The sequence below is a fragment of the Streptomyces sp. Tu 3180 genome, assembly GCF_009852415.1.
In the GTDB taxonomy this organism is placed as follows: Bacteria; Actinomycetota; Actinomycetes; order Streptomycetales; family Streptomycetaceae; genus Streptomyces.
On sequence record NZ_WOXS01000002.1, the window covers coordinates 1,498,148 to 1,522,408 of the forward strand.

The window sequence follows — 24,261 nt, forward strand, 5'->3', positions numbered from 1 at the left end:
TCCAGAACCTACAGGCGACCACTGACAGCCGGCCCCGCGGACGGCCGTGCCCGGTCCTACCAGCTGGTCTTCCGGGAGAGTTCCCCCACCATCATGATCGTGGACGGGTCCAGCGCCCGCTCCGCCCCCGAGATGTCCCGGCTCACGGCCACGTACTGCCGCCCCTGCCACAGCGGCAGCAGCCGCACGTCGTCGACGAGGATCTGCTGGGCCTCCTCGAACTGCTGCACCACGTTGCCGCGGTCGCTCTCGCGGCGGGAGCTGGGCAGCAGGTCGTCGGTGATCTTGGTGGCCTCGTAGGGCGTGCCGAGCGCGTTCTGCTTGCCGACGAACGGGGCGATGAAGTTGTCCGCGTCCGGGAAGTCGGGGAACCAGCCGCGCCCGAACACCGGGTACTCGCCCTTCTGGTAGCCCTCGACGTAGGTCTTCCAGGGGCGGCTCTTGAGCGTGACGTCGAACAGCTTCGAGGCCTCCAGCTGGCGCTCGAGCTCCTTGAACTCCAGCGCGGTCTCGGAGCCGTAGCGGTCCGTGGTGTACCAGAGGGTGAGCGGGACCGGCTCGGTGATGCCCGCCGAGGTGAGGATCTGCCGGGCCTTGCCGACGTCGGGGTCGCCGTAGTCGTCGAAGAAACCGGTGGTGTGACCGGTCAGGCCCTTGGGGACCATGGAGTACAGCGGGTCGACCGTGTCCTTGTAGACCTTGTGCGCGATCGCCGCGCGGTCGACGACCTGGGCGACGGCCCGGCGCACCGCCTTCTTGCCGGCCCACGGGTCCTTCGGGTTGAACACCAGGTAACTGATGTCGGTCCCGGTGCCCTCGACCAGCTGGATCTCCTCCTCCTTGGAGGTCTTGCCCTGGAGGTCGATGATGTCACCGGCGGCCAGACCGCGGTAGGTCAGGTGGATCTGCTCGTCCCGCAGCGCCTCGACCATGGTGCCGGAGTCCTGGAAGTAGCGGATGGTCACCGCGTTGTTCCGGCGCTCGGCCTGGCCCTTGTAGCGGTCGTTGCGGACGAGTTCGGCCTCCTTGCCCTCCTCGTACGACTGGAGGGTGTACGGCCCGGAACCGACCACGCCGCCCTCCTTGCGCAGGGCGCCGGCCGGGTAGGCGCCGGGGGCGACGATCGACATGGCGGGGGTGGCGAGCACGAACGGGAAGGTGGCGTCCGGCTTGTTGAGGTAGAAGACCACCTCGCGCTCGTTCGGCGCCTGCACCCGTTCGAGGCTGCCCAGCAGACCGGCGGGGCCGCCGTTGACGTTGATCTCGCGGATCCGGTCGATGGAGTGCTTGACGGCCTTGGCGTCGAGCGCGCTGCCGTCGGAGAACTTCAGTCCCTCGCGCAGTTCGCAGCGGAACACCTGGTTGGAGCTGTCGGAGAACTCGCAGCTCTCGGCGGCGTCCGGCTGGGGCGTGCTCGCGCCGACGGGGTAACTCAACAGCGTCTGGTAGATGTTGCGGAACAGCTCCCAGGAACTGTCCCAGGAGGCGGCAGGGTCCAGCGTGCTGGGGGAGCTGGTGGTTCCCAGAATGATGGGTCCCTCGTCCTCCGGGGTGTCGGACGACAGGACGCCGCATCCGGCCACCAGGGACGATATGGACGCGATGGCCGCCACCCGCCGCAGGCATCGGTTCCGGTTGAACACGCGCACGCTCCTCGATCTGCCCTACCAAGGTCGGCAGACCATACCGCAGTGTTCCGCCCCGTGGACCTCTCCCGTACGACCCTTGAGACCGACCTGCGGATGACTACGTTGTCAGCGCCCTCCGGGGCCCGGAACGCCGGCACGGGCGCCGTTTCCGTCGACGGACACCCGTGCCGGGACCCCCGCACGCCGGGGCGCGCGGGGGTCCGGACGGCGGGGCGGGTCAGGCCACGCCGGCGTTCAGGAAGATGCCGCCGTCGACCACCAGGGTCTGGCCGGTGACCCAGTCCGACTGCTCCGAGGTGAGGAACGCGGCCGCACCGCCGATGTCGGACGGCACACCGAGCCGGCCCAGCGGGTAGGCCGCGGCGGCCTCCGCCTCCCGGCCCTCGTACAGCGCCTGGGCGAACTTGGTCTTCACCACGGCCGGGGCGATGGCGTTGACCCGCACCCTGGGCGCGAACTCGTGCGCCAGCTGCTGGGTCAGGTTGATCAGCGCGGCCTTGCTGACGCCGTAGGCGGCGATGAACGGCGAGGGCGCGAGGCCCGCGACGGAGGCGATGTTGACGATCGCGCCGCCGTTGTCCTTCTGCCAGGCGTGCCAGGTCTTCTGCGCGAAGCCGAGCGCCGAGATCACGTTGGTCTCGAACACCTTGCGCGCCACGTTCAGGTCGAGGTCGGCGATCGGCCCGAACACCGGGTTGGTGCCGGCGTTGTTGACCAGGTAGTCGACGCGGCCGAAGGCCTCCATCACGCGCTCCACGGCGGCGGCCTGGTGGGCCTCGTCGTGCGCCTTGCCGGCGACGTACACGGCGCGGTCGGCGCCGAGCCTCTCGACCGCCTCCTTGAGGGCGTCCTCGCCCCGGCCGGTGATGCAGACGCGGTCGCCGCGCGCGACCAGCGCCTCGGCGACGCCGTAGCCGATGCCGCGGCTGGCACCGGTGACCAGGGCGACCTTGCCCGAGAGTTCCACAGAAGTCATGTCCTCGGTCCTCCCTAGTCGAGCGGTCCGCCGGCGACGTACAGCACCTGGCCGGAGACGAAGCCGGCCTCCTCGCCGGTGAAGAAGGCGATGGCGTTGGCGATGTCCTCCGGTTCGCCGACGCGGTTCACCGGGATCTGGGTGGCGGCGGCGGCCTTGAAGTCCTCGAAGCCCATGCCGACGCGGTCGGCGGTGGCCTTGGTCATCTCGGTGGCGATGAAGCCGGGGGCGACGGCGTTGGCGGTGACGCCGAACTTGCCGAGCTCCTTGGCGAGGGTCTTGGTGAAGCCCTGCAGACCGGCCTTGGCGGCCGAGTAGTTGACCTGGCCTCGGTTGCCGAGCGCGGAGGAGGAGGACAGGTTGACGATCCGGCCGAAGCCCGCGTCCACCATGTGCTTCTGGCAGGCCCGGGACATCAGGAAGGCGCCGCGCAGGTGCACGTTCATGACGGTGTCCCAGTCGGAGACGCTCATCTTGAACAGCAGGTTGTCACGCAGCACGCCCGCGTTGTTGACCAGGATGGTCGGCGCGCCGAGCTCGTCCGCGATCCGCGCGACGGCGGCCTCGACCTGCGCCTCGTCGGAGACGTCGCAGCCGACCGCGACGGCCCTGCCACCCGCGGCGGTGATCTTTTCGACGGTGTCCTCGCAGGCGGCCTCGTCGAGGTCGATCACGGCGACCGCCCGGCCCTCGGCGGCCAGTCGTACGGCGGTGGCGGCGCCGATGCCGCGCGCGGCGCCGGTGACGACCGCGACCCGCTGCTCAGTGGTGGACATTGCTGCTTCTCCTCGCCCTTGGGATGCGGCTCCTGCGGCCGGACTCCATGAGTGAGCGACCGCTTAGTACCTTCAGCAGACGTGACGCTAGAAGCCCCGGCACCCGGTGTCAACGGCACACCGCGCGGGTGTGATCCATTCCCCGCACGGCCGGCTCCGCGACAGGCCGTGTTCCGCCCGTCGGCGGCCCGTTCCCACGCCCGCGCGGAGCACCCGATCGGCCCAGCGCTGCGCGCCGCCCCGGGCGGCCCCTGGCGTCGAAGCGCGGGCCACCCGTGGCCGGAAAGGAGGTGCTCCGTGCACCGTCGCACCGGTGCCGTGGGCACGCTGATCGCGCTCGCCGCGCTCGTGCCGACGGCCGACACCGCTCACGCCCGGGACCCGGACTGCCGCGACCTCGCCTTCCAGGAGGACGCGCAGAACCTGCTCGGCGCGGACCCGAGCGATCCCCACCGGCTCGACGCGGAGCTGGGACCGGACGACGGAGTGGCCTGCGAGAAGCTCCCCCGGCGCGGCCTCGTCCCGTCCGCCGCCCGGCCCCGGACGCCCGTCCCCGCCGCCACCGGCCCGACGGCGCCCGTGACGCCTCCGGACCTGCTCGCGGCCCCCGTCCCTCCAGCCGGAACAGCGACGCCCACCGCGCCGACGACTCCCGCCGCACCGGCGACACCCGCCGCATCCGTGACTCCCCCCGCACCGGCGGCACCCGCCACCGCCGTGCCGGCGCGCGGCGTGCGGGGCGGCACGGGCGGCTCGTCGGACACCGGACCGAGCGGCTGGGACGTGGGGATCGGCGTGACGTTCGTGACGGGCGCCCTCCTCGCGACCGCGTACCTGGTCAAGCGCCGCCGGCCGTGACGGCCGGAGCGCCGGCTCCGCCGCCGGGCCGGCCGGGTCAGCGCACGAGCAGGTCGAGCAGCCGCTCCACCTCCGCCGCCGGATCGGCGGTGAGTCCGGTGTGCACGGGACCCGGCTGGACGATGGTGGAGCGGGGCGCGATCAGCCAGCGGAAGCGCCGCCCGGCATCGTCCCGCGCGGCCTGCCCCGCCGCCCCGCCCCCCGCGCAGACGCCCTCGACGGCGCGCAGCGCGGCCCGTACGCCGGGCAGATCGACCTCCGGGTCGAGGGCCAGCAGCCGCGGCTCGTCGAGGTGCGTGCGGGCCGCGACGAACGACTTGGGGCGGCAGTACACGAGCACTCCCGCGTTGACGCACTCACCGCGTTCGACGCGCGGCACCACCCGCAGCAGCGCGTACTCGAAGACGTGTCGTTCGTTCACCGGTCCCCCTCGAGGCCGTGGATGCGCTGGTGGACGGTGGCCGCGCGGGCGAGCAGCGGCCGGGCATAGGCCCGCCGGAGCTCGTCCGGCGTGCCGAAGCCGGGCTCGCCGGCCAGCCACACGTCGGGGATCTCCGCGGTGACCTCGGCGAGCAGGTCCTCGGTGACCCGCGGGGCCAGTTCCGCGGCGGCGGAGGCCACGTCCGGCGCGAAGGACCTCAGGGCGTGGTCGGAGGCGTCGTAGGGGCGCGCGGCGGAGCTCGCGGCACCGGGCCAGTTGTGGTGCCAGATCATGGTCGCCCCGTGGTCGATGAGCCAGAGCTCACCTCGCAGGCGGAGCAGGTTGGGGTTGCGCCAGGAGCGGTCGACGTTGTTCACCAGCGCGTCGAACCAGACGATCCGCCCGGCCTCCTCGGGGCTCACCTCGAAGGCGAGCGGGTCGAAGCCGAGGGCGCCGGAGAGGAAGTCCATGCCGAGGTTGGTGCCGCCGCTGGACTTCAGCAGCTCCTGCACCTCCTGGTCGGGCTCGCCGAGCCCCAGCACGGGGTCGAGTTCGACGGTGACCAGACCCGGCACCCGCAGTCCCAGCCGGCGGGCGAGCTCCCCGCAGACCACTTCGGCGACCAGCGTCTTGCGGCCCTGTCCCGCACCGGTGAACTTCAGGACGTAGGTCCCGAGGTCGTCGGCCTCGATCAGTCCCGGCAGCGAGCCGCCCTCGCGCAGGGGCGCGATGAAGCGGGTCGCGATGACTTCCTTCAGCATCGCCCCAGGCTACTGGCGCGTCGCCGCACGTCGGAGGCGGCCGGGTGGGCGGGGTGCCTCCGCCGACAGCGAAACGACAGTCGTGGCTTACGCCGGTCCGACCCCGGGCGGGCCAAGCTCTCGGCAGTGCCTGAACGGCGCGGGCCCGTCGACCGTACCTCTCCACAGATCACGCGTTCTCCCCGGAAGGAACACACCGGCATGACCAGCGCATCGCTTCAGTCCTCCCCGAGCCCCCGGCCTCGCTCGAGCGGGGCGGTGCCCCCGCGGGACCGGCCCGCCGGACCGTCGTGGCGGCGGCCGGGGCGGCGGGTCTCGCCGTCGCGCTGACCGCGTGCGGGGGATCCGACGACGGCGCGTCGTCGTCCTCCTCCGCGGACTCCGGCTCCGCCGGCGGCTCGCAGGGCGACGCGGGCAGCGGTGGTTCGGGCGGAGGCGACGACGCCGCCGGTGCCGCGCTCGCCGCGACCGCCGACATCCCCGAGGGCGGCGGGAAGGTCTTCGCCGACCGCAAGGTGGTGGTCACGCAGCCGACGGCGGGCGAGTTCAAGGCGTTCTCGGCGACCTGCACCCATCAGGGGTGCGCGGTGAAGAGCGTCGCCGACGGGGTCATCAACTGCCCCTGCCACAACAGCAACTTCTCCATCGCCGACGGCAGCGTGCAGAGCGGTCCGGCGACCAAACCCCTGCCCCCGTGCGGATCACCGTCAGCGGTGACTCGATCACCCTCGCCTGAGCGGGTGCCGCGACGGGCGCCCCGACGTTGCGCGGGGAAGGAAGACGGCCCATCCTTTCCCGACGCGGTGCCAGAGGATCTCCCTCCGGCACGACGCGGGAGAAGGGGGACCGCATGACCGCCACGCAGCGCCGGGGCCGGAAGATCATGATGACGCCGGGCGAGCTGGACGACTTCCTCACCGGCCAGCGCACCTGCCGGGTCGCCACGGTGTCCGCCGACGGCGCGCCGCACGTCAGCACGCTCTGGTTCGCCTGGGACGGCACCTCGCTGTGGCTGTACTCGGTCGTCCGCAGCAGACGCTGGGCGGACCTGCGCCGGGATCCCCGGGTGGCGATCGTGGTGGACACCGGTGAGGAGTACGACGAGCTGCGCGGCGCGGAGCTGTCCGGTCGGGTGGAGTTCGTGGGCGAGATCCCGCGCACCGGCGAGCTGTGCGCGGAACTCGACGTCCCCGAGACCCTGTTCGCCCGCAAGAACTTCGGCCTGGACGAGATGCCCCACGACGGCCGGCACGCCTGGCTGCGGCTGACGCCGGAGAAGGTCGTGTCCTGGGACTTCAGGAAGCTGCGGACGCTCCGGTAGCGGGCGGCTCGGCGGTGGGCGGGGCGGCGGGACCGCCCACCGCCCCTCCCACGCCCCGTTGCCCCGCGCCGCCCCTCTCACGCCTCTCCGCTCACCTCGCGCCCCTCCGTCCCGTGCTCCCGCCCGGCCCCGCGCACGTTCTCCCCGGCCTCGCGCAGCGCCCGCACCGCCGCGCGGACCGAGGGGCGGCGGTCGCCGTCCGCGCGCCAGACGACGAACACGTGCCGCCGCATGCGCTGCCTGAGCGGAAGGGTCACCACCCCGTCGGGCAGCGGGTCGCGGCCGAGCAGCGGGGCGATGCAGACGCCGAGCCCCGCGGCGACCAGGGCGAGCTGGGTGTGGCTCTCGGCGGCGCGGTGGGCGACGATCGGCTCGATGCCCTTGGAGCGCAGCGTGAACATCAGCCACTCGTGGCAGAACTCGCCCTCGCCCCAGGTGATCCACTCGTCCTCGGCGAACTCGGCGAGGTCCGCCTCCTCGCGGCCGGCGAGCCGGTGGCCGGCCGGGAGGGCCACGTCGGCCGGGTCGTCCAGGATGAGCGCCTTGACCAGGCCGTCGGGCAGCGGCATCGGCTTGTTGTACCAGTCGAGCACCACCGCGAGGTCGAGGTCCCCGCGCACCACCCCCGCGATGCCCCGCTCCGGTTCCAGCTCGCGGGAGCGCACGCGCAGCGCGGGATGCCTCCGGCGCAGGTCCGCGAGCGCCACGGGGAACAGTCCCCGCGCGGCGGTCGGGAACGCCGAGACGCGCAGCTCGCCGGCGACCTGACCGCGCTGCGCCTCCAGGTCGGACTGGGCGAGCTCCACCTGGGACAGGATGCGCGCGGCGTGCTCGGCGAGCAGCCGGCCCGCGTCCGTGAGCCGGACGCCCCGCCCGTTCCTGGCGAGCAGCTGCTGGCCGACCTCGCGCTCCAGCTTGGACATCTGCTGCGAGACGGCCGAGGTCGTGATGTGCAGGCCCTCGGCCGCGCCGCTGACCGAGCCGTGCCGGGCGAGGGCGTCGAGGGTGCGCAGGCGCTCCAGGTTCAACATGTAAGCGATGCTACGAGATATCGGGTGCGAAATCTCGATTGTGCTACGCGATCGTCTCCAGCATCGTTGCGTGCATGAGCAGCCTCACCGCGACCACCACCACGCCGGATCAGGCCGGCCCCGCCCCGGAGAGCCCCCGTCCCCGCCTGGACTGGCGGCTCCGCTTCGGCCTGCTGTCCCTGATCTGGGGCTTCAGCTTCCTCCTCATCAAGGTCGGCACCCAGGGCTACGCCCCCTTCCAGGTCACGCTCGGCCGGCTGGCCTTCGGGACCGCCGTGCTCGCGGTCGCGATGGCGGTACGGCGGGAGGGGCTGCCGCGCGGTGCGCGCACCTGGGGTCATCTCGCGGTCGCCGGTTTCCTGCTCAACGCGCTGCCCTTCTCGCTGTTCGCGTTCGCGGAGCTCACCATCCCGTCCACGCTGGCGGGCATCTGCAACGCGACCTCGCCGCTGTGGGGCATGGCCCTGTCCCTGGTCGCCCTCTCCGAGGACCGCCCGACCCGGGTGCGGGTGGCGGGGCTGGGCCTGGGCTTCCTCGGGGTGCTGACCGTGCTGGGCGCCTGGCAGGGCTTCGAGGGCCTGGACGCCCGGGGCACGGCGCTGGCCCTGCTGGCCTCGCTGAGCTACCCCGTCGGCTGGATCTACGTCCGCCGCACCCTGGCGGGCAGCAGCCACTCGAACCTGTCCCTGACCGGCGGCCAGCTGCTCCTCGCCACCCTCCAACTGGCCGTGGTGACACCGTTGTTCACGACGATGCCGACCGACTTCGCCGTCGGGCCGCTGCTGGCGGTCGCGGCGCTGGGGACGCTGGGCACGGGTCTGGCGGTGCTCATCCAGTACGGCCTGGTCGCCGAGGTCGGTCCGACGACCGGCCAGATGGTCACCTACTTCGTCCCGGTGATCGCCGCCGCGGCGGGCATCGCGCTCCTCGGCGAGACGCTGACCTGGTCGACACCGGTGGGTGCGGTGATCGTGCTGGCGGGCGCGGCGCTCACGCAGGCCGGGCCGAGGAGGCCGCGGTGACCGCGGCCCGCCCCGCACCCCCGCCCGACGGCTCCTAGACGTACGTCCTCGCCGGCTCCCCGGCCGGCCCGAGCGCGGTGGCGATCGCCTCGCCCAGGAGCTCGGTCTCGTCCTCGGTGAGCGTGGAGACGGTGACGCGGATGCCCGGCGGCGCGCTCATCCGGAAGCGGGCGCCGGGGGCCACCGCCCAGCCGGCGTGCAGCAGCCGGGCGACGGCGCCGGTCTCGTCCGGGACGGGCACCCACACGTTCATGCCGCTGCGCCCGTGCGCCGCGATCCCGCGCCGGGCCAGCGCCCCGATCAGCGCGTCCCGGCGCCGTCCGTACGCCGCCGCCACGGCCGCCGGGTCCACCGCGCCGTCGGCCCACAGCCGCACCACCGCGCGCTGGAGGGTCCTGCTGACCCAGCCGGGCCCGAGGCGCTGGCGTCCGCGCACCCGGTCGAGCGTGACGGTGTCCCCGGTGAGCACCGCGAGCCGCAGGTCGGGGCCGTACGCCTTGGCCTCCGAGCGCACGAAGGCCCAGCTGCGGGTGGTGCCGGCGAGGGGGTGCAGCGGGAGGTCGACGATGTGGTGGCCGTGGTCGTCCTCGACCAGCAGCGTCTCCGGGTGGCCGGCCAGCACCGACCGCAGGGCACGCGCGCGTGCGGCGCTCAGTGCGGCACCGGTCGGGTTCTGCGCGCGGTCCGTGACGATCAGCGCCCGGGCCCCGCCCGCCAGGGCGCGCCGCACGTCGTCGGGGAGCGGCCCGTCGTCGTCGACCCCGACGGGGACGGTGCGCAGCCCGAGCGCCGGGACCAGGTCCAGCACGCTCCCCCATCCGGGGTCCTCCACGGCGACGGCGTCCCCGGGTCTGAGGTGCGCCGCGAGCACCCGCTCCAGGGCGTCCAGCGCGCCGGAGGTGACGGCGACGGGCCCGTCCGGGACCCCGTCGGCGTCCAGTCCGGCCCGTGCGAGGCGGGCGAGTCCGGGCTCCACCGGGGAGCACCCGTAGAGCACGGGCTCCCGGTCGCCGAGCCCGGCCGCCGCGGCGAACGCCCCGGCCAGCGGGGGCAGCAGCGCGGGGTCCGGGTTGCCGTCGGACACGTCCCGCACGCCCTCCGGCACCTCCAGCCGGACCGCGTCGCGCGCCGTGGTGGCCGGCTTGGGCCGCACCCTGCTCCCCCGCCGGCCCGCGGTCTCGATGACCCCGCGCTCCCGCAGGGTCCGGTACGCGGCAGCGACGGTGTTCGGGTTCACCCCCAGCCGCTCCGCCAACTCCCGCATGGGGGGCAGCAGTTCGCCGGGGGACAGCACCCCCTCCCCCACCGCGCGCTCGATGCTCGCGGAAATCTCCGCCGCACGCCGCCCACTGATCCGATATTCTCCTAGCACAAAGCATATTATGCACTAGTGCAATGGAGAGCGCCATGCAGGGGACCCGGCCGCCGCAGCAGCCCGCCACCGCCTACCCGCCCACCGGGCGCACCGTCCCCACCCGTTCGCCCGACCGGGCCGCGTACGACAAGGAACTGGTGCACGCGATACTCGACGAGGGCTACGTCTGCCACCTCGGCTTCGTCCGCGACGGCGCCCCGGTGGTGCTGCCCACGCTGTACTGCCGGGTCGGCGAGCGGCTCTACGTGCACGGTTCGACCGGCTCGCGCCCCCTGCGCGCGGCGGGCCGGGCCGACGCCGGCCTCCCGGTCTGCCTGACCGTCACCCACGTCGACGGGCTGGTGCTGGCCCGCTCGGCCTTCCACCACTCGGTCAACTACCGCTCCGTGGTGGTGCACGGCCTCGCGCACGACGTGACCGACCCCGAGGAGAAGCGCCGGGCCCTCGACGCCCTGGTCGACCACGTCGTCCCGGGCCGCGCCGCCGACTCCCGCCCGGCCGACAAGAAGGAGCTGGCCGCCACCGCGGTGATCCGCCTCGACCTCGACGAGGTCTCCGCCAAGCTCCGCACCGGCGGCGTCAACGACGAGCCCGAGGACCTCGCCCTGCCCCACTGGGCCGGCGTCGTCCCGCTGCGCAAGGGCTACGACGCCCCGGTCCCCGACCCCGGCCTGGCCCCCGGCACCGCGCTGCCCGCCTACCTGGCGGCCCTGTGATGCCGGTCCACCCCCGGGACCGCCCCGCGACGACGCCGAGTGGCAGGAGTGGCCGGCCGCGCACGGCTTCGGGCAGCCGGCGGTCAACGGCCCACCGGGCGAACCGTCCTGCGTCCGGCCCCTCCCCCTCGCCCACGACGCCGGACGCGGCGAGGCGGTCACCCACCCGGCCCGGGCCGGCCACTTCCAGCCGGAGGGCGGCTCCGCGCGGGCGGCGGTGGGAGAGGCCCCGTACGGGGGGCTGCCGTCCGGCATCCGCGGACCGCGGCTCGGGGTGACGGGCGCGCGGGCGAAGTCCGAGTACGCGGGCAAGCGGTCGGCGGCGGCGCGGGACCGGATCACGGCCGGGCCGGCGGACCGGGGCGGCGCGCGTGACGCGGCGGTCCGCGGGCACGTCCCGCGCCGGCGGCGGACCCGGTCCCGAGGGGGCCCGCCCGTTGGGGGCGGGCCCCCTCGCCGTCACGCCGGCACCGCCTCCTCCCGCGCACCGCGGGTCCGCGCGTCGCGCGCCTCGCCCACCGCGAGCCCGGCGACCGAGCCGAGCATCAGCAGGGTGCCGACCAGGGTGGCCGCCGTGAGCCGCTCACCGAGCAGGACGACCGCGAGCACCGCCGCGCTCACCGGCTCCAGCAGCATGATCACGGACACGGTGGCCGACCGCACGACGGCCGCGCCCGCGAAGTAGAGGCCGTAGGCGAGCGCCGTGGGGACGGTGGCGACGTACGCCAGGAGGCACAGGAGCGTGCCGGGTGCGTCGGTGGCCGGCACCAGGCCCTCCACGGCGGCGAACGGCAGCAGCAGCACGCTGGTGACGGCGAACGCCCCGACGGTCGTGCCGGAGGCGTCCGTCCCGCCGTCGCGTCCCCAGCGGCGGGTGAGCAGCGTCATCGCCGAGTATCCGGCCGCGGAGGCCAGCGCGAGCAGGACGCCCCACGGGTCCACGGTCGTCCCGCCGCCGCCCAGGACGAGCACGACGAGTCCGGCGAGCGCGCCCACGACGGCGGCCAGACCGCCGCCTCCCAGCCGCTCCCCCAGGACCGCCCGCGCGCCGAGCGCGATGAGCACGGGTCCGGCGCCGAGGGTGACGACGGTGGCCACGGCGAGCCCCGTGGCGGAGACGGCCGCGAAGTAGGCCGTCTGGAAGACGGCGAGCCCCGCCCCGGTGGCCACCGCCCGCAGCACCCGGCGGCCGAGCGGCACGGGCCGGGCGGTCCGGGCGCGCGGGAGCACCAGCCGGGCGGCGGACAGCAGCAGGAGCCCGCCCGCGCAGCGCCAGAAGGACAGGGTGACGGGCCCCATGTCGCTGGTCAGGTAGACCAGCGAGGCGGCCGCGCCCGCGGTGCCCCAGGCGGCACCGGCGACGATCAGGTAGAGCAGGCCTCGCCCGACGGGCAGGCCGGAGACGGCGTTCGGCACGTGTTCTCTCCGCAGATGCGCGCACCACGCACGGCGCCGTGGTGCGGAAGGAAGGGACCCCGGGGGGTCCGGGCCCTCACGGGGCCGGGGCGGCGGGGTCCGCGGGCTTCCGTCCGCGGGCAGCACCGTCACGCCCGGCGACGTGCCGGGCGGATACCGGAGGGCCCGCCTCAGGCGGCCGGGGGCGGAAGAACGAGTGCGTGCGCGTACATGATCAGCACCCTATGCGGCCGTTCCCGGCGTGGACAACTCCTTCTCGGGCCCACCGCTCGCCACCGGCCGGCCGGAGCCCTTCGCCGGTGCCGAGGACTGGGCGACGAAGGCGCCCGTCAGCACGACCGCGCCGCCCACGATCTGCGGCGCCGACAGGTGCTCACCGAGCAGGACCCAGGCCAGGACGGTGGCGATGACCGCCTCGAGGCAGGCCACGACCCCCGCGACCTGCGGCGAGAGCCGGCGCACCGAGAGCACCCCGGTGACGTACGCGACGACCGTGGCGACCAGGACGATCCACGCCAGGAGCACGAGGGCGGCGACCGGAGTGCCGTTCATCTCGGTGCTGCCCGCGAGCACGGACCAGTCCATGGACCAGGGGCGGGCGACGACGGTCAGGACGGCGGCGCCGACGAGCAGGCCGTAGGCGATCACGCCGAGCGGGTCGGGGGTCACGTCGCCGGCGTCGCTGCCCTGGTCGGACAGGACGAAGTAGCCGACCTGGCAGCAGGCGGCGCCGAGCGCGAGCAGCAGCCCGAGGGCGTCGAAGCCCAGGCCCGACCACACCTCCACGACGCAGGCGAGCCCGCCCACCGCCAGGACCACGCCGACCGCGGCGGCCCGGGTCACCGGTCGCCGCTGCACGAACCGCACCCAGCCGAGGACGAGCGCGGGCGCCAGGTACTCGACCAGCAGCGCGACACCCACGGGGATGCGGGACAGGGCGGCGAAGTAGCAGGCCTGGACACCGGCCACGGCGAACAGGCCGAACCCGGCGAGCAGCCCCGGACGGCGGCGCAGCAGTCCCCGGTGGCGCACCGCCAGCGGCAGCATGACGAGCGCCGCGCCCGCCACCCGCAGCCACACCACGTGGAGCGGGTCCAGACCCGCCTCGATCAGCGGCTTGGCCGCGACACCGGATCCCCCGAAGGCCACCGCGGACAGCAGCGCGAGGCCGAGCCCGACGCCTTTGCCGTGAGTGCCCCGGGTACTGACAGAGGTATGCACCGGCACATGATGACAGGCGCCGACAGGAGCGTCATCCCCTGTGGCACCTGTCTCATCGATCGGACGGCGCGGCGGCCCCCGGTCGTTCAGTGAGCCGCGTCGCCGTCCTCGACGGCGTACCGCCCGGGCCGTGCGCCGCACTGTCCGCCGGTCCGCGCCTCGATCCGGTCGAGCAGCCGCGGGGGATCGACACCGGCGCGTCCGAGCACCTCGACGGCCCGCGCCCGCGGGTCCACGACGATCGCCGCGAGCAGGTCCACCCCGCGCGCCGGGCCGTCGCCGCGCCGGGCGGCGCGCTCGTGGGCGCGCTCCATGCAGGCCGCGGCCAGCGGCGAGAAGCCCGCGGCCTCCGCGGCCGCGGGCACGCCGCCGGAGTCCTCGACGCCGCTCTGCCAGCGCAGGCCGTAGCCGATGCTGCGCTGGACCAGGTAGCCGAGCAGCCGGGCGGTGTGCGGGCCCTCGCCGAAGAGGGCCCCCACCTCGGCGTCGGACTCCAGGAGCGAGTGCAGCAGGTGGGCGGTGTCGATCTGGCGGTCCCCGTCCCGGACCGCCCTGCGGCGGGCACCGGCGACCACCGCCGCCAGTTCGGCGCTGAGTCTGGCATCGTTGTCCGGGCGGTGGATTCCCTGCTCTCGGTGCTCATGGGCCGACTGCCGTGGGATACGGGGTTGCACACCCCCCACCCCATCAGTCCCGCCGGGCCGGGGCATCCCCGGCGGGAAGCATTTCCGCGTCCCACGGGAAGTGGACCCCGCGGACCGCAATCTCCTCCTTGCGGAGGAGATCAGGGCGTTTCACCCCGAGGGGCGCGCGCCGTCCCGCCCCGCGCCCCCGCGACCCGCCCGGCGCCCGGTCCCGCTCCGCCTCGTCGGCCGCCCTGACGTCCCCACGGCCGCGGACGGCCCGCAACGGCGGAGCCCGGTGCGGGCGTGCGCACGCACCGGGCCCGGGACCCACCGCGGTCAGTCCTCGTCGGCGAGGATCAGGTACAGCTTCTTGCGGGCCTCGTTGATGACGGCGAGCGCCTTGTCCCGCTGCTCCTTGCTGCCGGTCTTCCAGACCTGCCCGAAGGCCTCCATCAGCCCGAAGCCGGCCTGCCGGATCTCGCCCAGCGCCTCCCAGTCGACCCCGCGGGAGGCCTCCTCCCAGGGCGCCTCGGGGCCGCCGTCGGCCGCCGCGCGGCCGTCGGCGGTGAGCGAGAACAGCTTCTTGCCGCCGTCCGTCTCACTGGTGATCAGCCCCTCGTCCTCCAGCAGCTGGAGGGTGGGGTACACCGAGCCGGGGCTGGGCTTCCACGCCCCGCCGCTGCGCTCGGCGATCTCCTGGATCATCTCGTAGCCGTGCATGGGCCGGTCCTTCAGCAGGGCCAGGATCGAGGCCCGTACGTCACCGCGCCGCGCCCTTCCCCTGGGGCCGCCGCGTCCTCGTCCGCCCCAGGGGCCGTGTCCGAACCCCGGACCGAACGGGCCGCCGTGACCACCGGGGCCGCCCGGACCGAAGGGCCCGAAGGCCGCGCGCAGCCTCTCGAAGTCGCCCTGGCCGCCGCGCGGGCCGCCGTGACCGTGTCCGTGCTCGAAACCGTGGGTGCGCATCGCCACCACTCCATTCCATCATTGATCTGTCGCGATGCTTCAACGATATATCGAAAGCGGAGAGGTGGCAATCCCCCGACGATCCCCTCGTCCCCGCCCCGTCCTTGTCGGCCCGGCCCCTGCTCCCGGACGACCCGGCCCTCCCCGCGCGACGTGAGGGTCCGCTGTCCGCGGTGTGCCCCGGCGCGCCCCACTACCGCCCCTGCCGGAAGCGGCCGGGAGCGGGGGCCGAAAAGGGTTTGCGCGCAGGGCCGCGGACGGATACACGTTGTGGCCGGACCCCTGCCACGAAGGCGGGGGGCACGACGACGAGAGGAGGGGCGAACCGATGATCACCGTGATCACCGCGCTCGTGTCCTCCGGGAGCGCGGACCGCGTCTGACCCCGGAGCGGACGGGCACCTTCACCGGAGCGTGCCGTGACCGTGGAACAGAACGACCTGACCGTGCGTCCGATCGACGGACGCGGAGAACTCGACCTCTTCCGCCGGCTGCCCTACGTCCTCGACGGGGAACTGGCGGACGACCTCGCCGCAGGCCGGCGGCGTCCGGAGTGGATGTGGGTCGCCCTGCGCGGTGACCGCCTGGCGGCCAGGGCGGCCTGGTGGAGCCGGCCCGGCGGCGACACCCCCCTCGTCCTGGACGTCCTCGACATCGACGACGACGCCCCGCGGCCCGACCGCGTGGACGACGGGGTGCGGCTTCTGCGCACCGCGACGGCCGCCACTGTCCCGGACGGCTCGCGTCCTCCCGAGTACAGCCGTCTCGTCCCGCCGGACTGGCGCGAGGACACGCCGTCCGGACGGGCCGTCGAGGACCGCATGACGCTGCTGGAGCGGACCGGTGCCCGGCTCTTCGTCGAACGACTGCGCCTGGAACGGCGTCCGGGATCGCCGATCCCCAGGCCCGGCGAGCGCCTCGCGTTCCGGCCGCCCGGGGACCCCGGGGAACTCGTGGCCCTGATGGCCCTGGCCCTGGACGGCACGCTGGACGCGCACGGCCGTGACGACCTGACCCGGATGTCCGCCCGGGAGGCGGCCTCCCGCCACTACGAGGGCGAACTCGCGCGCTACACGAGCCCGCGGGACTGGTGGCGGATCGCCACGCTGCCCCGGGGAGAGCCGGTCGGGTTCGTCCTGCCGGCGCACAACGGCTACCACGCGATCATCGCCTACCTCGCGGTCCTTCCCGCGCACCGCGGCAACGGCTACGTCGACGACCTCCTCGCCGAGGGCACCCGCGTCCTCGCCGAGCGGAACGTCCCCCGCATCCGTGCGTCCACGGACCTCGGCAACGTCCCGATGGCGAACGCCTTCCGGCGCGCCGGATAAGTCGGCATCGGGCGCGAGATCAACATGACCTGGAGCTGACCGGGCGCCGGGCGGGGACTCGCGGACGGCGGCCCCGCCCGGCTCCGGCGCCTCGGACCGGCCGGGGCGGGACGGGCCCGTCGTCCGCGGCCCCCGCGGCGCGGCGGCGGTCGCGAGCGGTGGCGCGACGCGCTCAGGTCACCGGTCCCGAGGCGGCGGGCGCCGGGGCGTAGGCGCCCTCCCGCACGACGTCCCGCAGGCGCAGTGCGGCGGTGAGCAGGTCGTGGTGGGTGGTGTAGAGGGCGTTGACGCCGAAGCGCAGGAGGTCGGGCGCCCGCATGTCCACGATCACGCCGCGCTCCGCGAGTGCGTGCGCGAGCCCGTGGGCGTGCGGGTGGCGCAGGGAGACCTGGCTGCCGCGCCGGTCCGGGTCGGCCGGCGTGACCGGGGTGAGGCCCAGCGGCGTCAGGAGTTCACCGGCGCACCGCAGGAAGAACCCGGTCAGGGACAGGCTCTTGGCGCGGACCCGGGTCAGGTCCACACCGTCGAAGGCGGTGAGCGCCGCTTCGAGGGCGAGCAGGGACAGGATCGGCGGGGTGCCGATGCGGACGCGGGAGATCCCCGGGGCGGGGGTGTAGTCCCGGCTCAGTCCGAACGGGTCGGCGTGGCCGTTCCAGCCGGTCAGCGGCGTCTCCAGCGAGGCGTGGTGGCGCCGGGCCGCGTACAGGTAGGCGGGGGCGCCGGGGCCGCCGGAGAGGAACTTGTAGCCGCAGCCGACGGCGAAGTCCACGCCGAGGTCGTCGACGCGCAGGGGCAGCGCTCCGGCGGCATGGCACAGGTCCCACAGGACGAGGGCGCCGGCGCGGTGGGCGGCCCGGGTCAGCGCCTCCATGTCGTACAGCTCGCCGGTGCGGAAGTCGACGGGCGAGTAGCTGACCACGGCGACCCGGTCCCCCTCGGCGGCGAGGAACCGCGGCAGGCCGTCCGGCGGCACCCGCCGCACCTCGAGGCCCCGGTGCCCGGCGACCGCGTCCGCCAGGTACCGGTCGGTGGGGAAGTGGCCGGGGTCGGTGACCAGCAGCGGCCGGTCCGGGCGGAGCGCCGCGGCGGCGCTGAGCGCGGTGAACAGCTGCACGCTGGTGGAGTCCCCCGCCACCGTCTGCCCCGGCGCGGCCCCGATGAGCGCGCCGATGGCGTCGCCCACCCGCAGGGGCGCCTCCCACCAGCCGTTGCCGTTCCACGAACCGATCAGGTCGGTGCCCCACTGGCGGGTCACCGCGTCGGTGAGGGCCGGCGGCACGGCGGCGGGCAGCGGGCCGAGGGAGTTGCCGTCGAGGTAGACGACGCCCTCCGGGAGCAGGAACCGTTCCCGGAGGGGGGCCAGGACGTCGTCGGCGTCGAGCCGTGCGGCCAGTTCGCGCAGTGCGGCGGGCGCACCGCGTCCGGTGGGCGCGGTCCGTGCGGACGGGACGGTGGTCATCGGCGCGCGGCCTCCTCGCTCGCCCGGCCGGGCTGCCGCGGGGGGAAGGCGGCCGCCATCTCCCGGAGGGTGCCGGCGACCGCGCGGGCGCCGGGTGCTTCCGGTTCGATCAGGGTGTAGTGGCCGGTGCCGGGCAGGACGACCGTCCTGAGGTCCCGGTGGACGGCCGCGTAGTCGCCGAACTGCGTGAGCGGGACCTCCTCGTCGACGGCCCCGTGCAGCAGCACGGTGGGCACCCCCGTCGTGCCGGTGTCGCGCAGCAGGGTCAGCGGGTCGACCTCGGGCAGCCGCCGCTCGAACACCTCCTCGCCGCCGAGGAGCTGGAGGGCCGCGCCGTTGCTGAGGTCGTCCCGCCGGGTGGCGGTGAGGTCGGTGATCGGCGCGAGGGCCAGCACGCTCGTCGGCAGGGTGCGCGTGTGCCAGCGCGAACCGGGGGGCAGCAGGGCCCGCGCCGCGCACCACAGCGCCAGGTGGCCGCCGGAGCAGTGGCCCGCCAGCACGTAGGGCCGGCCCTCGGGCAGGGTGTCCACGATCCGGGCGACGTCGTCGAAGGTCTCGGGGTAGCCGCCCGCGCCGCCGGAGCGGCGGAAGCCGGGCAGCAGCACCTCGAAGCCCTGCCGGGAGAGCCAGGCCGCGAACGGCGTCAGGTGCATCCGGTCGTAGCGCCAGTAGCCGCCGTGCAGCAGGATCACCAGCGGGGCCGCGGGGTCCTCGGCCGGCCAGGCGTCGTAGACCTGGTGGGGGTGGTCCCCGTAGCGGCCGTGCACCGGTGCCAGCACCGGCTTCAGGCTCAGGACGCGCTTCTCCTCCTCGGCCGCGAAGGCCGAGACGGTCCTAGACGTCACCGCGCACCTCCCACAGTTCCGGGAAGACCGGGCGGGCCGCGCGCTGCTCCAGCCAGGCGAGCCCCGCGGAGCCCGCGCTGCCGGGCCTGGCCCCCATGGCCCGGCGCACCACCAGGACGTGCTCGAACCGCCACCGGGTCACGAGTTCGGCGATGTCGGTGAGCAGTTCGCCCAGCGCGAGGTGCGGGTGGTGCTGGGGTCCGGCGTAGACGCGCCGCCAGACCTCCACCACCCCGGGGTCGGAGGCGTAGGGGGTCGTGACGTCCCGCTCCCGGACGTGCCGCGGGACGGGCAGGCCCTGCCGGTGCAGGTACGCCAGGACCTCGTCGTACAGGGAGGGTTCGCGGTAGGTCTCGGCGAGCGCCTCGTGGACGGCCGGGTCGCCCCGGTGCGCGCGCAGCAGCCCGGCGGACTTGTCCCCGAGGAGGAACTCCAGGTGCCGGTACATCGCCGACTGGAAGCCCGACGCCTTGCCGAACGCGGCGCGGAAGCCGTTGAACTGGGCGGGCGTCAGCGCGGCGATGGGCGCCCAGGCGCCGTTGAGCGCGGTCAGCGCGCGACGGCTGCGGACCAGCGCGTCCATCGCCGTGTGCGCCTCGTCCTTCGCGAAGGCCGTCCGCGCCGTGCGCCATTCGTGCACGATCAGGGTGAACCACAGCTCCATCACCTGGGTGGTGACGAGGAAGCCCATCTCGTCCGGGGCCTCGGTGAGCGGGTGCTGCAGCGTGTTGAGGACGGACGCGTGCACGTACGTGTCGTAGGGGCTCGCGCCCGCGAAGGGCCGGGTCAGGGGGTCGTCCGTCACCGGATCGGCGAGAGCGGACGTGCTGTTGTTCATCGCATCTCCTAGTGCTGCGGCCGGGGGCGGGCGTCACACGCCGAGGTGGGCACCGCCGGAGGCGTCGATCCACTGACCGGTCACCCAGCGGGCGTCGTCGCTCGCGACGAACGAGACGACGTCGGCGATGTCCGCCGGGTCGCCGAGCCGGCCGAACACGGAGGCCTCGGAGTACCTGCGGCGGATCTCCGGGACGGCGAGCGTGGGGTTGATCTCCGTCTCGGTGTAGCCGGGCGCGACGGCGTTCACCGTGATGCCCCGGGGCCCCAGTTCCTCGGCCAGGGCGAGGGTGAGGTAGTCGAGGGCGGCCTTGGTCATGGTGTACGAGACGATCGCCGGGTAGGCGACGCGGGTCGCCACGGAGGAGATGTTGACGATCCTGCCGCCGTCGCGCAGCCGGCCGAGGCCGCGCTGGATGATGAAGAACGGCGCCCTGGTGTTGATCGCGAACACCCGGTCGTAGTCGGCCTCGGTCACGTCGGCGATGCGGCGCGGGACGGTGATGCCCGCGTTGTTGACGAGGATGTCCAGCCCGGCCTCCGCGTCCTGGGCGGCCAGGGCCCGGTCGAAGTCCGACCACAGGGCGTCGGCGTCGCCGTCCACTCCGAGTTCGGCGTGGACGGTGAACGCCCGGCCTCCGTCGGCCTCGATCTCCTTGACGGTCCGTTCGGCCGCCGTCCGGTCGTGTCCGTAGTGGACGGCCACCAGGGCCCCCTCACGGGCGAGGCGGTGGCTGATGGCCCTGCCGATGCCCCGGCTGCCTCCGGTGACCAGGGCGGTCTTGCCTGCGTGGCGCGCGGTGGTGGTCAACGTCTTTCTCCTTCGCGGGGTCGCTGCGTCGGTGGGCGGCGTGGCCGCGGGTGCGGGTCACGCGTCGAAGTCGAGGGTGATCTCGGCGGTGCGCGGCCTGGCCCGGCACACGAGGGTGTAGCCGGTGGCGCGCTCCCGCTCGTCCAGGGCGTGCTGGCCGTCCGCCGTCACCTGTCCGGACAGGACCTTGGCGCGGCAGCTGCCGCACACGCCCTCGCGGCAGGCGTACGGCACGTCGGGGTGGGCCCGCAGCAGCGCGTCGAGGACCGTCCTGTCCCGCGGCAGGACCGTGGCGACGCGGCGGTCCCCGGCGAGCAGCGCGGTGACGCGGGTCTCCCCCGCGGCCGGCACCGGTCCTGCCGGGGACGCCCCGGCCGGACGCGGTGTCTCCCGCGGTGCCGCCGGTGGGGTCCCGGCGGGGGTGAACAGCTCCCAGCGGACCAGCGCGGGGTCGGCGCCCCGGTCCGCCAGCACCCGCCGTGCGGTGGCGACCAGACCGGGCGGGCCGCACAGGGCGTAGGTGGTGTCCGGTGCGGGCCGGGCGTCCAGGGCGGTGAGCAGGCGGGAGAGCTTCGCGGCGTCGATCCGCCCGCCGAACGGGACGCAGCCGTGTCCGCGGTCCTCGCGGGTGAGCACGTGCAGCACGGTGAAGCGGTCGACGAACGCGTCCTTCAGCCAGGCCAGTTCGTCGGCCAGCAGGGCGTCCGCGGAGGTGGGCGCCGAGTGGACCAGGGAGACGCGGCAGACCGGGTCCCCGCGCAGCGCGTCGGCGGCCATCGCGGCGAGCGGCGTGATGCCGGAACCGCCCGCGACCAGGACGTGATGGGCGCCGGGCAGCTCCGGCAGCGCGAACGAGCCGCGGGGCGGGGAGAGTTCGAGGTGGTCGCCGGGCGCGAGACGGGTCGCCGCGTGGGCGCCGAAGCCGTCGGGTCCGCCGCGTTTGATCACCAGGCGCAGGGCGGCCGGGTCGTGCGGCGGCGGGCACACCGAGTAGCTGCGGCGCAGTTCGCCGTCGGCGCGGCGGTGCCGGACGACGACGTGCTGACCGGGCCGGTGGGCGAAGACCTCGCGCAGGCCGGCGGGCACGGCCAGGCCGACGGCCACGGCGTCGGCGGTGAGGCGGCGCACCTCGGCGACCTCCAGCCGGTGCCAGCCGGTGCGCGGGGCCGTGCCCCGGTCCCCGGGGGGCACCTCGCGGACGGCGGCGGGCGGGGTGGCGGCGGTGTTCACGGTCTGCCTCACAGTGCGGTCAGGTGGGGGAAGGGCTCACGGCACGCCGTGCACCACAGCACCGACTGGCAGCGGGACGGGCCGAAGGCGCTGTGCGGCCGGGTGGCGCGCGAACCGCAGTGCGGGCACGGCACCCCGCCCAGCTCGACGGTGACGGGGCCGTCCGGGGCCGGGGACGCGGGCGGGGCGATGCCGTGCGCGGCGAGCTTGCGCCGTCCCTCGGCGGTGATGCGGTCCGTGGTCCACGGCGGGGACAGGACCTGCCGTACGCGCCCGTCGGGGTGACCGCAGGCGGCCAGGACCTCCCGTACCGCCGAGGTGATCGCGGGCAGGGCGGGGCAGCCCAGGTAGGTGGGGGTGATCTCCACCTCGAGGACGCCGTCGGCGCCCGGGGCGACCGAGCGCACCACGCCGAGGTCGCCCAGGCCGATCACCGGCAGCTCCGGGTCCGGGACCGCCTCCACCCGTTCCCGTACCTCCCGCACGGAGCGGCGGGCCGTGGCCGGTGCCGACCCGCTCACCAGGTGCCTCCCGGGAACTGCCGGTGCACCGACTGGAGTTCGGCGATCAGTGGGCCGAACTCCTCGGTGTGCAGGCCGGCGCGTCCGCCCCGGGCCTGCCAGGAGGGGGCGGGCACGGCGAGTCCGGCGCGGGCGACCACCTCGGCGACGCGCCGCTCCCACACCGGGCGCAGCGGTGCCGGCGAGGGCGCCGTGCCCGACGCGGCCAGGCGCCGCACCACGTCGTCCTCGTCGAACAGTTCGCCGGTGTAGGGCCACACCCGCTCCAGGCCCCGCCGCATCCGGCGGGCGCTCTCCGCCGTCCCGCGTCCCAGCCGCAGGGTCCAGCGGTCCGCGTGCAGCCGGTGGAAGGCGACCTCCTTGGCGGCGCGCGCCCCGAAGGCCGCGAGTTCGGCGTCGGCGCAGCCGGCCAGCGCCTCGTAGTACAGGACCGCGTAGTGCGTGTACGCGAGCTGCCGGGCCACGGTCACCGCGAAGTCCCCGTTGGGCAGTTCGGTCAGCAGGGCGTTGGTGAACTCGCGCTCGGAGCGGGTGAAGGCGAGGTCGTCCTCGGTGCGGCCGCTCCCGTCGAGCCGTCCGCCGCGGGTGAGCAGGGTCCGGGCGTGGCCGATCAGGTCGAGGGCGATGTTGGACAGCGCCAGGTCCTCCTCGACGGTCGGCGCGCGGGTGATCCACTGGCACAGCCGCTGCCCGAGGACCAGGGCGTCGTCACCGAGCCGCACCAGGTGCACGGCGAGGTCGGCGCCGGCGCCCGGGGCGGGCGCGGTGCCGCCCGTCCCGGCCGGGCGCCGGGTGGCGGACTCCGCCGGGGCGTCACTCGTGGTCGTCACCTTCGGGGCCTTTCTCGGTCAGCGGCGCGAAGTGCTCCGGGTACCGGTACGGCTTGTGGCGGGCGCCCGCGAAGTACGGGTCGTGCTCGTCCGGGGAGGCCGCGTGCACGGCGTCCGAGCGGACCACCCACAGCGACAGCGGATCGCCCCGGCGCGTGTACAGGTCGCGGGCCAGGGCCAGCGCCGTGTCCGGGTCGGCCGCGCGCACCGACCCCACGTGCTGGTGGGCCAGGCCCCGGCGGGCCCGCAGGAAGACCTCCCAGGACGCCGGTGCGCCCTCCCGTGTCCGGCTCACGCGGCCTCCCCCGGAGCCGTGTCCTCACGGGCCGCGTACGCGGCGGCCGCCTCCCGGACCCAGGCGCCGTCCTCGTGGGCGGCCCGGCGGTGCGCGATCCGCTGCCGCGCCCAGTGCGTGTCGTCGCCCAGCGCCTTGCGGTACACGTCCCAGTCGACCGGGGTGAAGTCGTAGTGGCCGCGTTCCTCGTTCCAGCGGATGGCCGGGTCGGGCAGCGTCAGGCCGAGGCGTTCGGCCTGCGGCACGCACTGGTCGACGAAGCGCTGGCGCAGCTCGTCGTTGGTGTGGCGCTTGATCCCCCAGGCCCGCGCGCGGCGGGAGACCGCGGCGCCCGGCGCGGCGGTCCGCGCGTCGGCACCGCCCGCCTCGGTGTCCGGCGGGCCGAACATGAGCGCCACGGCCGGCAGCCACCAGCGGTTCACCGCGTCCTGCGCCATCGCCTTCTGTTCCGGTGTCCCCTCGCACAGCGCGCGCATCAGGTCGTAGCCCTGCCGCACGTGGAAGGCCTCCTCCTGGCAGACGCGGCGCATCGCGCGGGCGTACGGCCCGTAGGAGGTGCGGCACAGGGGCGCCTGGTTGATGACGGCGGCGCCGTCCGTCAGCCACGCGACGGCTCCCGTGTCCGCCCAGGTCAGCGCGGGATGGTTGAAGGTGGCCGAGGCGCGCTGCTGTCCCCGGTGCAGGGCGTCCAGCAGGTCCGCGCGGTCCACGCCCAGCGTCTCGGCCGCCGAGTACAGGTACAGGCCGTGGCCCGCCTCGTCCTGGACCTTGGCGATGAGCACCGACTTGCGGTGCAGGGACGGGGCCCGGGTGAGCCAGGCGCCCTCCGGCTGCATGCCGATGATCTCGGAGTGGGCGTGCTGGGCGATCTGGCGGATCAGCATGCGGCGGTACCCGTCGGGCATCCAGTCGCGCGGTTCGACCGTCCCGCCCCCGCCGACGAACGCGTCGAAGCGCGCGAGCAGTTC

General features: G+C 74.9%; 25 protein-coding genes and 2 pseudogenes. 7 read left to right on the forward strand and 20 right to left on the reverse strand.

Features of this window, described 5'->3' with window-relative positions; translation table 11 throughout:
* Positions 1–56 precede the first annotated feature (56 nt).
* From GL259_RS07665 to fabG, 3 genes are all read right to left on the reverse strand, one after another.
* The gene (locus GL259_RS07665; protein ID WP_166461441.1) at positions 57–1,643 is read right to left on the reverse strand and encodes an ABC transporter substrate-binding protein; all 1,587 of its coding nucleotides are present in this window, start codon (positions 1,641–1,643) and stop codon (positions 57–59) included.
* Positions 1,644–1,866: 223 nt separating this feature from the next.
* The gene (locus GL259_RS07670; protein WP_159530449.1) at positions 1,867–2,625 is read right to left on the reverse strand and encodes an SDR family oxidoreductase; all 759 of its coding nucleotides are present in this window, start codon (positions 2,623–2,625) and stop codon (positions 1,867–1,869) included.
* A gap of 14 nt (positions 2,626–2,639) precedes the next feature.
* Positions 2,640–3,401, reverse strand: coding sequence for a 3-oxoacyl-ACP reductase FabG (gene fabG / locus GL259_RS07675; RefSeq protein WP_159530451.1), 762 nt, complete (start codon positions 3,399–3,401; stop codon positions 2,640–2,642).
* A 297-nt stretch (positions 3,402–3,698) separates the two neighbouring features.
* Between fabG and GL259_RS07680 the strand changes: the two genes are divergently transcribed.
* A complete protein-coding gene (locus GL259_RS07680; RefSeq protein ID WP_159530453.1) occupies positions 3,699–4,259 on the forward strand; it encodes an excalibur calcium-binding protein in 561 nt (186 codons plus the stop codon).
* A 37-nt stretch (positions 4,260–4,296) separates the two neighbouring features.
* On the opposite strand, the gene GL259_RS07685 is transcribed toward GL259_RS07680, so the two are convergent.
* Both GL259_RS07685 and GL259_RS07690 read right to left on the reverse strand, forming a co-directional pair.
* Positions 4,297–4,680: a DUF3037 domain-containing protein gene (locus tag GL259_RS07685; RefSeq protein WP_159530455.1), complete on the reverse strand. Its 384-nt coding sequence runs from the start codon at positions 4,678–4,680 to the stop codon at positions 4,297–4,299.
* Positions 4,677–5,441, reverse strand: a complete 765-nt coding sequence (locus GL259_RS07690) for a HipA family kinase (RefSeq protein WP_159530457.1) — start codon at positions 5,439–5,441, stop codon at positions 4,677–4,679. The genes GL259_RS07685 and GL259_RS07690 overlap by 4 nt, the downstream gene beginning before the upstream one ends.
* A 212-nt stretch (positions 5,442–5,653) precedes the next feature.
* On the opposite strand from GL259_RS07690, the pseudogene GL259_RS07695 reads away from it, so the two are divergent.
* A pseudogene (locus GL259_RS07695) lies at positions 5,654–6,177 on the forward strand (Rieske (2Fe-2S) protein).
* 114 nt (positions 6,178–6,291) lie between these two features.
* Positions 6,292–6,762, forward strand: a complete 471-nt coding sequence (locus tag GL259_RS07700) for a pyridoxamine 5'-phosphate oxidase family protein (protein ID WP_159530459.1) — start codon at positions 6,292–6,294, stop codon at positions 6,760–6,762.
* A gap of 77 nt (positions 6,763–6,839) precedes the next feature.
* On the opposite strand, the gene GL259_RS07705 is transcribed toward GL259_RS07700, so the two are convergent.
* Entirely contained in the window at positions 6,840–7,793 is a 954-nt protein-coding gene (locus GL259_RS07705) for a LysR family transcriptional regulator (protein ID WP_159530461.1), read from the reverse strand.
* A gap of 74 nt (positions 7,794–7,867) precedes the next feature.
* Here GL259_RS07705 and GL259_RS07710 point away from each other — a divergent pair, with 74 nt between their 5' ends.
* Positions 7,868–8,815 (forward strand): DMT family transporter, encoded by a 948-nt coding sequence (locus tag GL259_RS07710; RefSeq protein WP_208026449.1) that lies wholly within the window; start codon positions 7,868–7,870, stop codon positions 8,813–8,815.
* A gap of 34 nt (positions 8,816–8,849) precedes the next feature.
* Here GL259_RS07710 and GL259_RS07715 read toward each other — a convergent pair whose 3' ends face one another.
* Positions 8,850–10,187 (reverse strand): aminotransferase class I/II-fold pyridoxal phosphate-dependent enzyme, encoded by a 1,338-nt coding sequence (locus tag GL259_RS07715; RefSeq protein ID WP_159530465.1) that lies wholly within the window; start codon positions 10,185–10,187, stop codon positions 8,850–8,852.
* Positions 10,188–10,222: 35 nt separating this feature from the next.
* Between GL259_RS07715 and GL259_RS07720 the strand changes: the two genes are divergently transcribed.
* Together GL259_RS07720 and GL259_RS38625 are read left to right on the forward strand one after the other, a co-directional pair.
* Positions 10,223–10,906 carry a pyridoxamine 5'-phosphate oxidase family protein gene (locus GL259_RS07720; protein WP_159530467.1) on the forward strand — a complete coding sequence of 228 codons (684 nt, stop codon included), beginning with the start codon at positions 10,223–10,225 and terminating at the stop codon, positions 10,904–10,906.
* Positions 10,906–11,315 (forward strand): annotated as a pseudogene (locus tag GL259_RS38625) (hypothetical protein); the annotation flags it as partial. The gene GL259_RS07720 and the pseudogene GL259_RS38625, both read left to right, overlap by 1 nt.
* Positions 11,316–11,365: 50 nt before the next feature.
* Here GL259_RS38625 and GL259_RS07725 read toward each other — a convergent pair.
* The 4 genes from GL259_RS07725 to GL259_RS07740 all read right to left on the reverse strand — a co-directional run bounded on the left by GL259_RS07725 (position 11,366) and on the right by GL259_RS07740 (position 15,135).
* A complete protein-coding gene (locus GL259_RS07725; protein ID WP_159530469.1) occupies positions 11,366–12,322 on the reverse strand; it encodes an EamA family transporter in 957 nt (318 codons plus the stop codon).
* A 222-nt stretch (positions 12,323–12,544) separates the two neighbouring features.
* On the reverse strand, positions 12,545–13,549 hold the full coding sequence (locus tag GL259_RS07730; RefSeq protein ID WP_159530471.1) for an EamA family transporter: 1,005 nt from the start codon (positions 13,547–13,549) through the stop codon (positions 12,545–12,547).
* A gap of 80 nt (positions 13,550–13,629) precedes the next feature.
* Positions 13,630–14,217, reverse strand: coding sequence for a Clp protease N-terminal domain-containing protein (locus GL259_RS07735; RefSeq protein ID WP_159530473.1), 588 nt, complete (start codon positions 14,215–14,217; stop codon positions 13,630–13,632).
* Between the two features lie 288 nt (positions 14,218–14,505).
* Complete coding sequence (locus GL259_RS07740; protein ID WP_159530475.1) at positions 14,506–15,135, reverse strand: PadR family transcriptional regulator; 630 nt, start codon at positions 15,133–15,135, stop codon at positions 14,506–14,508.
* Positions 15,136–15,553: 418 nt separating this feature from the next.
* Between GL259_RS07740 and GL259_RS07745 the strand changes: the two genes are divergently transcribed.
* Complete coding sequence (locus GL259_RS07745) at positions 15,554–16,465, forward strand: GNAT family N-acetyltransferase (protein WP_208026450.1); 912 nt, start codon at positions 15,554–15,556, stop codon at positions 16,463–16,465.
* Between the two features lie 172 nt (positions 16,466–16,637).
* On the opposite strand, the gene GL259_RS07750 is transcribed toward GL259_RS07745, so the two are convergent.
* From GL259_RS07750 to paaA, 9 genes are all read right to left on the reverse strand, one after another.
* Positions 16,638–17,924: an aminotransferase class V-fold PLP-dependent enzyme gene (locus GL259_RS07750; protein ID WP_159530477.1), complete on the reverse strand. Its 1,287-nt coding sequence runs from the start codon at positions 17,922–17,924 to the stop codon at positions 16,638–16,640.
* Positions 17,921–18,769 carry an alpha/beta fold hydrolase gene (locus tag GL259_RS07755; protein WP_159530479.1) on the reverse strand — a complete coding sequence of 283 codons (849 nt, stop codon included), beginning with the start codon at positions 18,767–18,769 and terminating at the stop codon, positions 17,921–17,923. Before GL259_RS07755 ends, GL259_RS07750 begins: the two co-directional genes overlap by 4 nt.
* On the reverse strand, positions 18,759–19,607 hold the full coding sequence (locus tag GL259_RS07760) for a tryptophan 2,3-dioxygenase family protein (RefSeq protein ID WP_159530481.1): 849 nt from the start codon (positions 19,605–19,607) through the stop codon (positions 18,759–18,761). The genes GL259_RS07755 and GL259_RS07760 overlap by 11 nt, the downstream gene beginning before the upstream one ends.
* 33 nt (positions 19,608–19,640) lie before the next feature.
* On the reverse strand, positions 19,641–20,417 hold the full coding sequence (locus tag GL259_RS07765) for an SDR family oxidoreductase (protein WP_159530483.1): 777 nt from the start codon (positions 20,415–20,417) through the stop codon (positions 19,641–19,643).
* A 57-nt stretch (positions 20,418–20,474) separates the two neighbouring features.
* On the reverse strand, positions 20,475–21,608 hold the full coding sequence (locus GL259_RS07770; protein WP_347814648.1) for a 2Fe-2S iron-sulfur cluster-binding protein: 1,134 nt from the start codon (positions 21,606–21,608) through the stop codon (positions 20,475–20,477).
* Between the two features lie 47 nt (positions 21,609–21,655).
* On the reverse strand, positions 21,656–22,168 hold the full coding sequence (gene paaD / locus GL259_RS07775; protein ID WP_243762272.1) for a 1,2-phenylacetyl-CoA epoxidase subunit PaaD: 513 nt from the start codon (positions 22,166–22,168) through the stop codon (positions 21,656–21,658).
* On the reverse strand, positions 22,165–22,899 hold the full coding sequence (gene paaC, locus GL259_RS07780; RefSeq protein WP_243762549.1) for a 1,2-phenylacetyl-CoA epoxidase subunit PaaC: 735 nt from the start codon (positions 22,897–22,899) through the stop codon (positions 22,165–22,167). The genes paaD and paaC overlap by 4 nt, the downstream gene beginning before the upstream one ends.
* Positions 22,900–22,981: 82 nt before the next feature.
* Entirely contained in the window at positions 22,982–23,293 is a 312-nt protein-coding gene (gene paaB, locus GL259_RS07785) for a 1,2-phenylacetyl-CoA epoxidase subunit PaaB (RefSeq protein ID WP_159530489.1), read from the reverse strand.
* Positions 23,290–24,258: a 1,2-phenylacetyl-CoA epoxidase subunit PaaA gene (gene paaA, locus GL259_RS07790; protein ID WP_243762550.1), complete on the reverse strand. Its 969-nt coding sequence runs from the start codon at positions 24,256–24,258 to the stop codon at positions 23,290–23,292. The genes paaB and paaA overlap by 4 nt, the downstream gene beginning before the upstream one ends.
* Between the last annotated feature and the right edge of the window lie 3 nt (positions 24,259–24,261).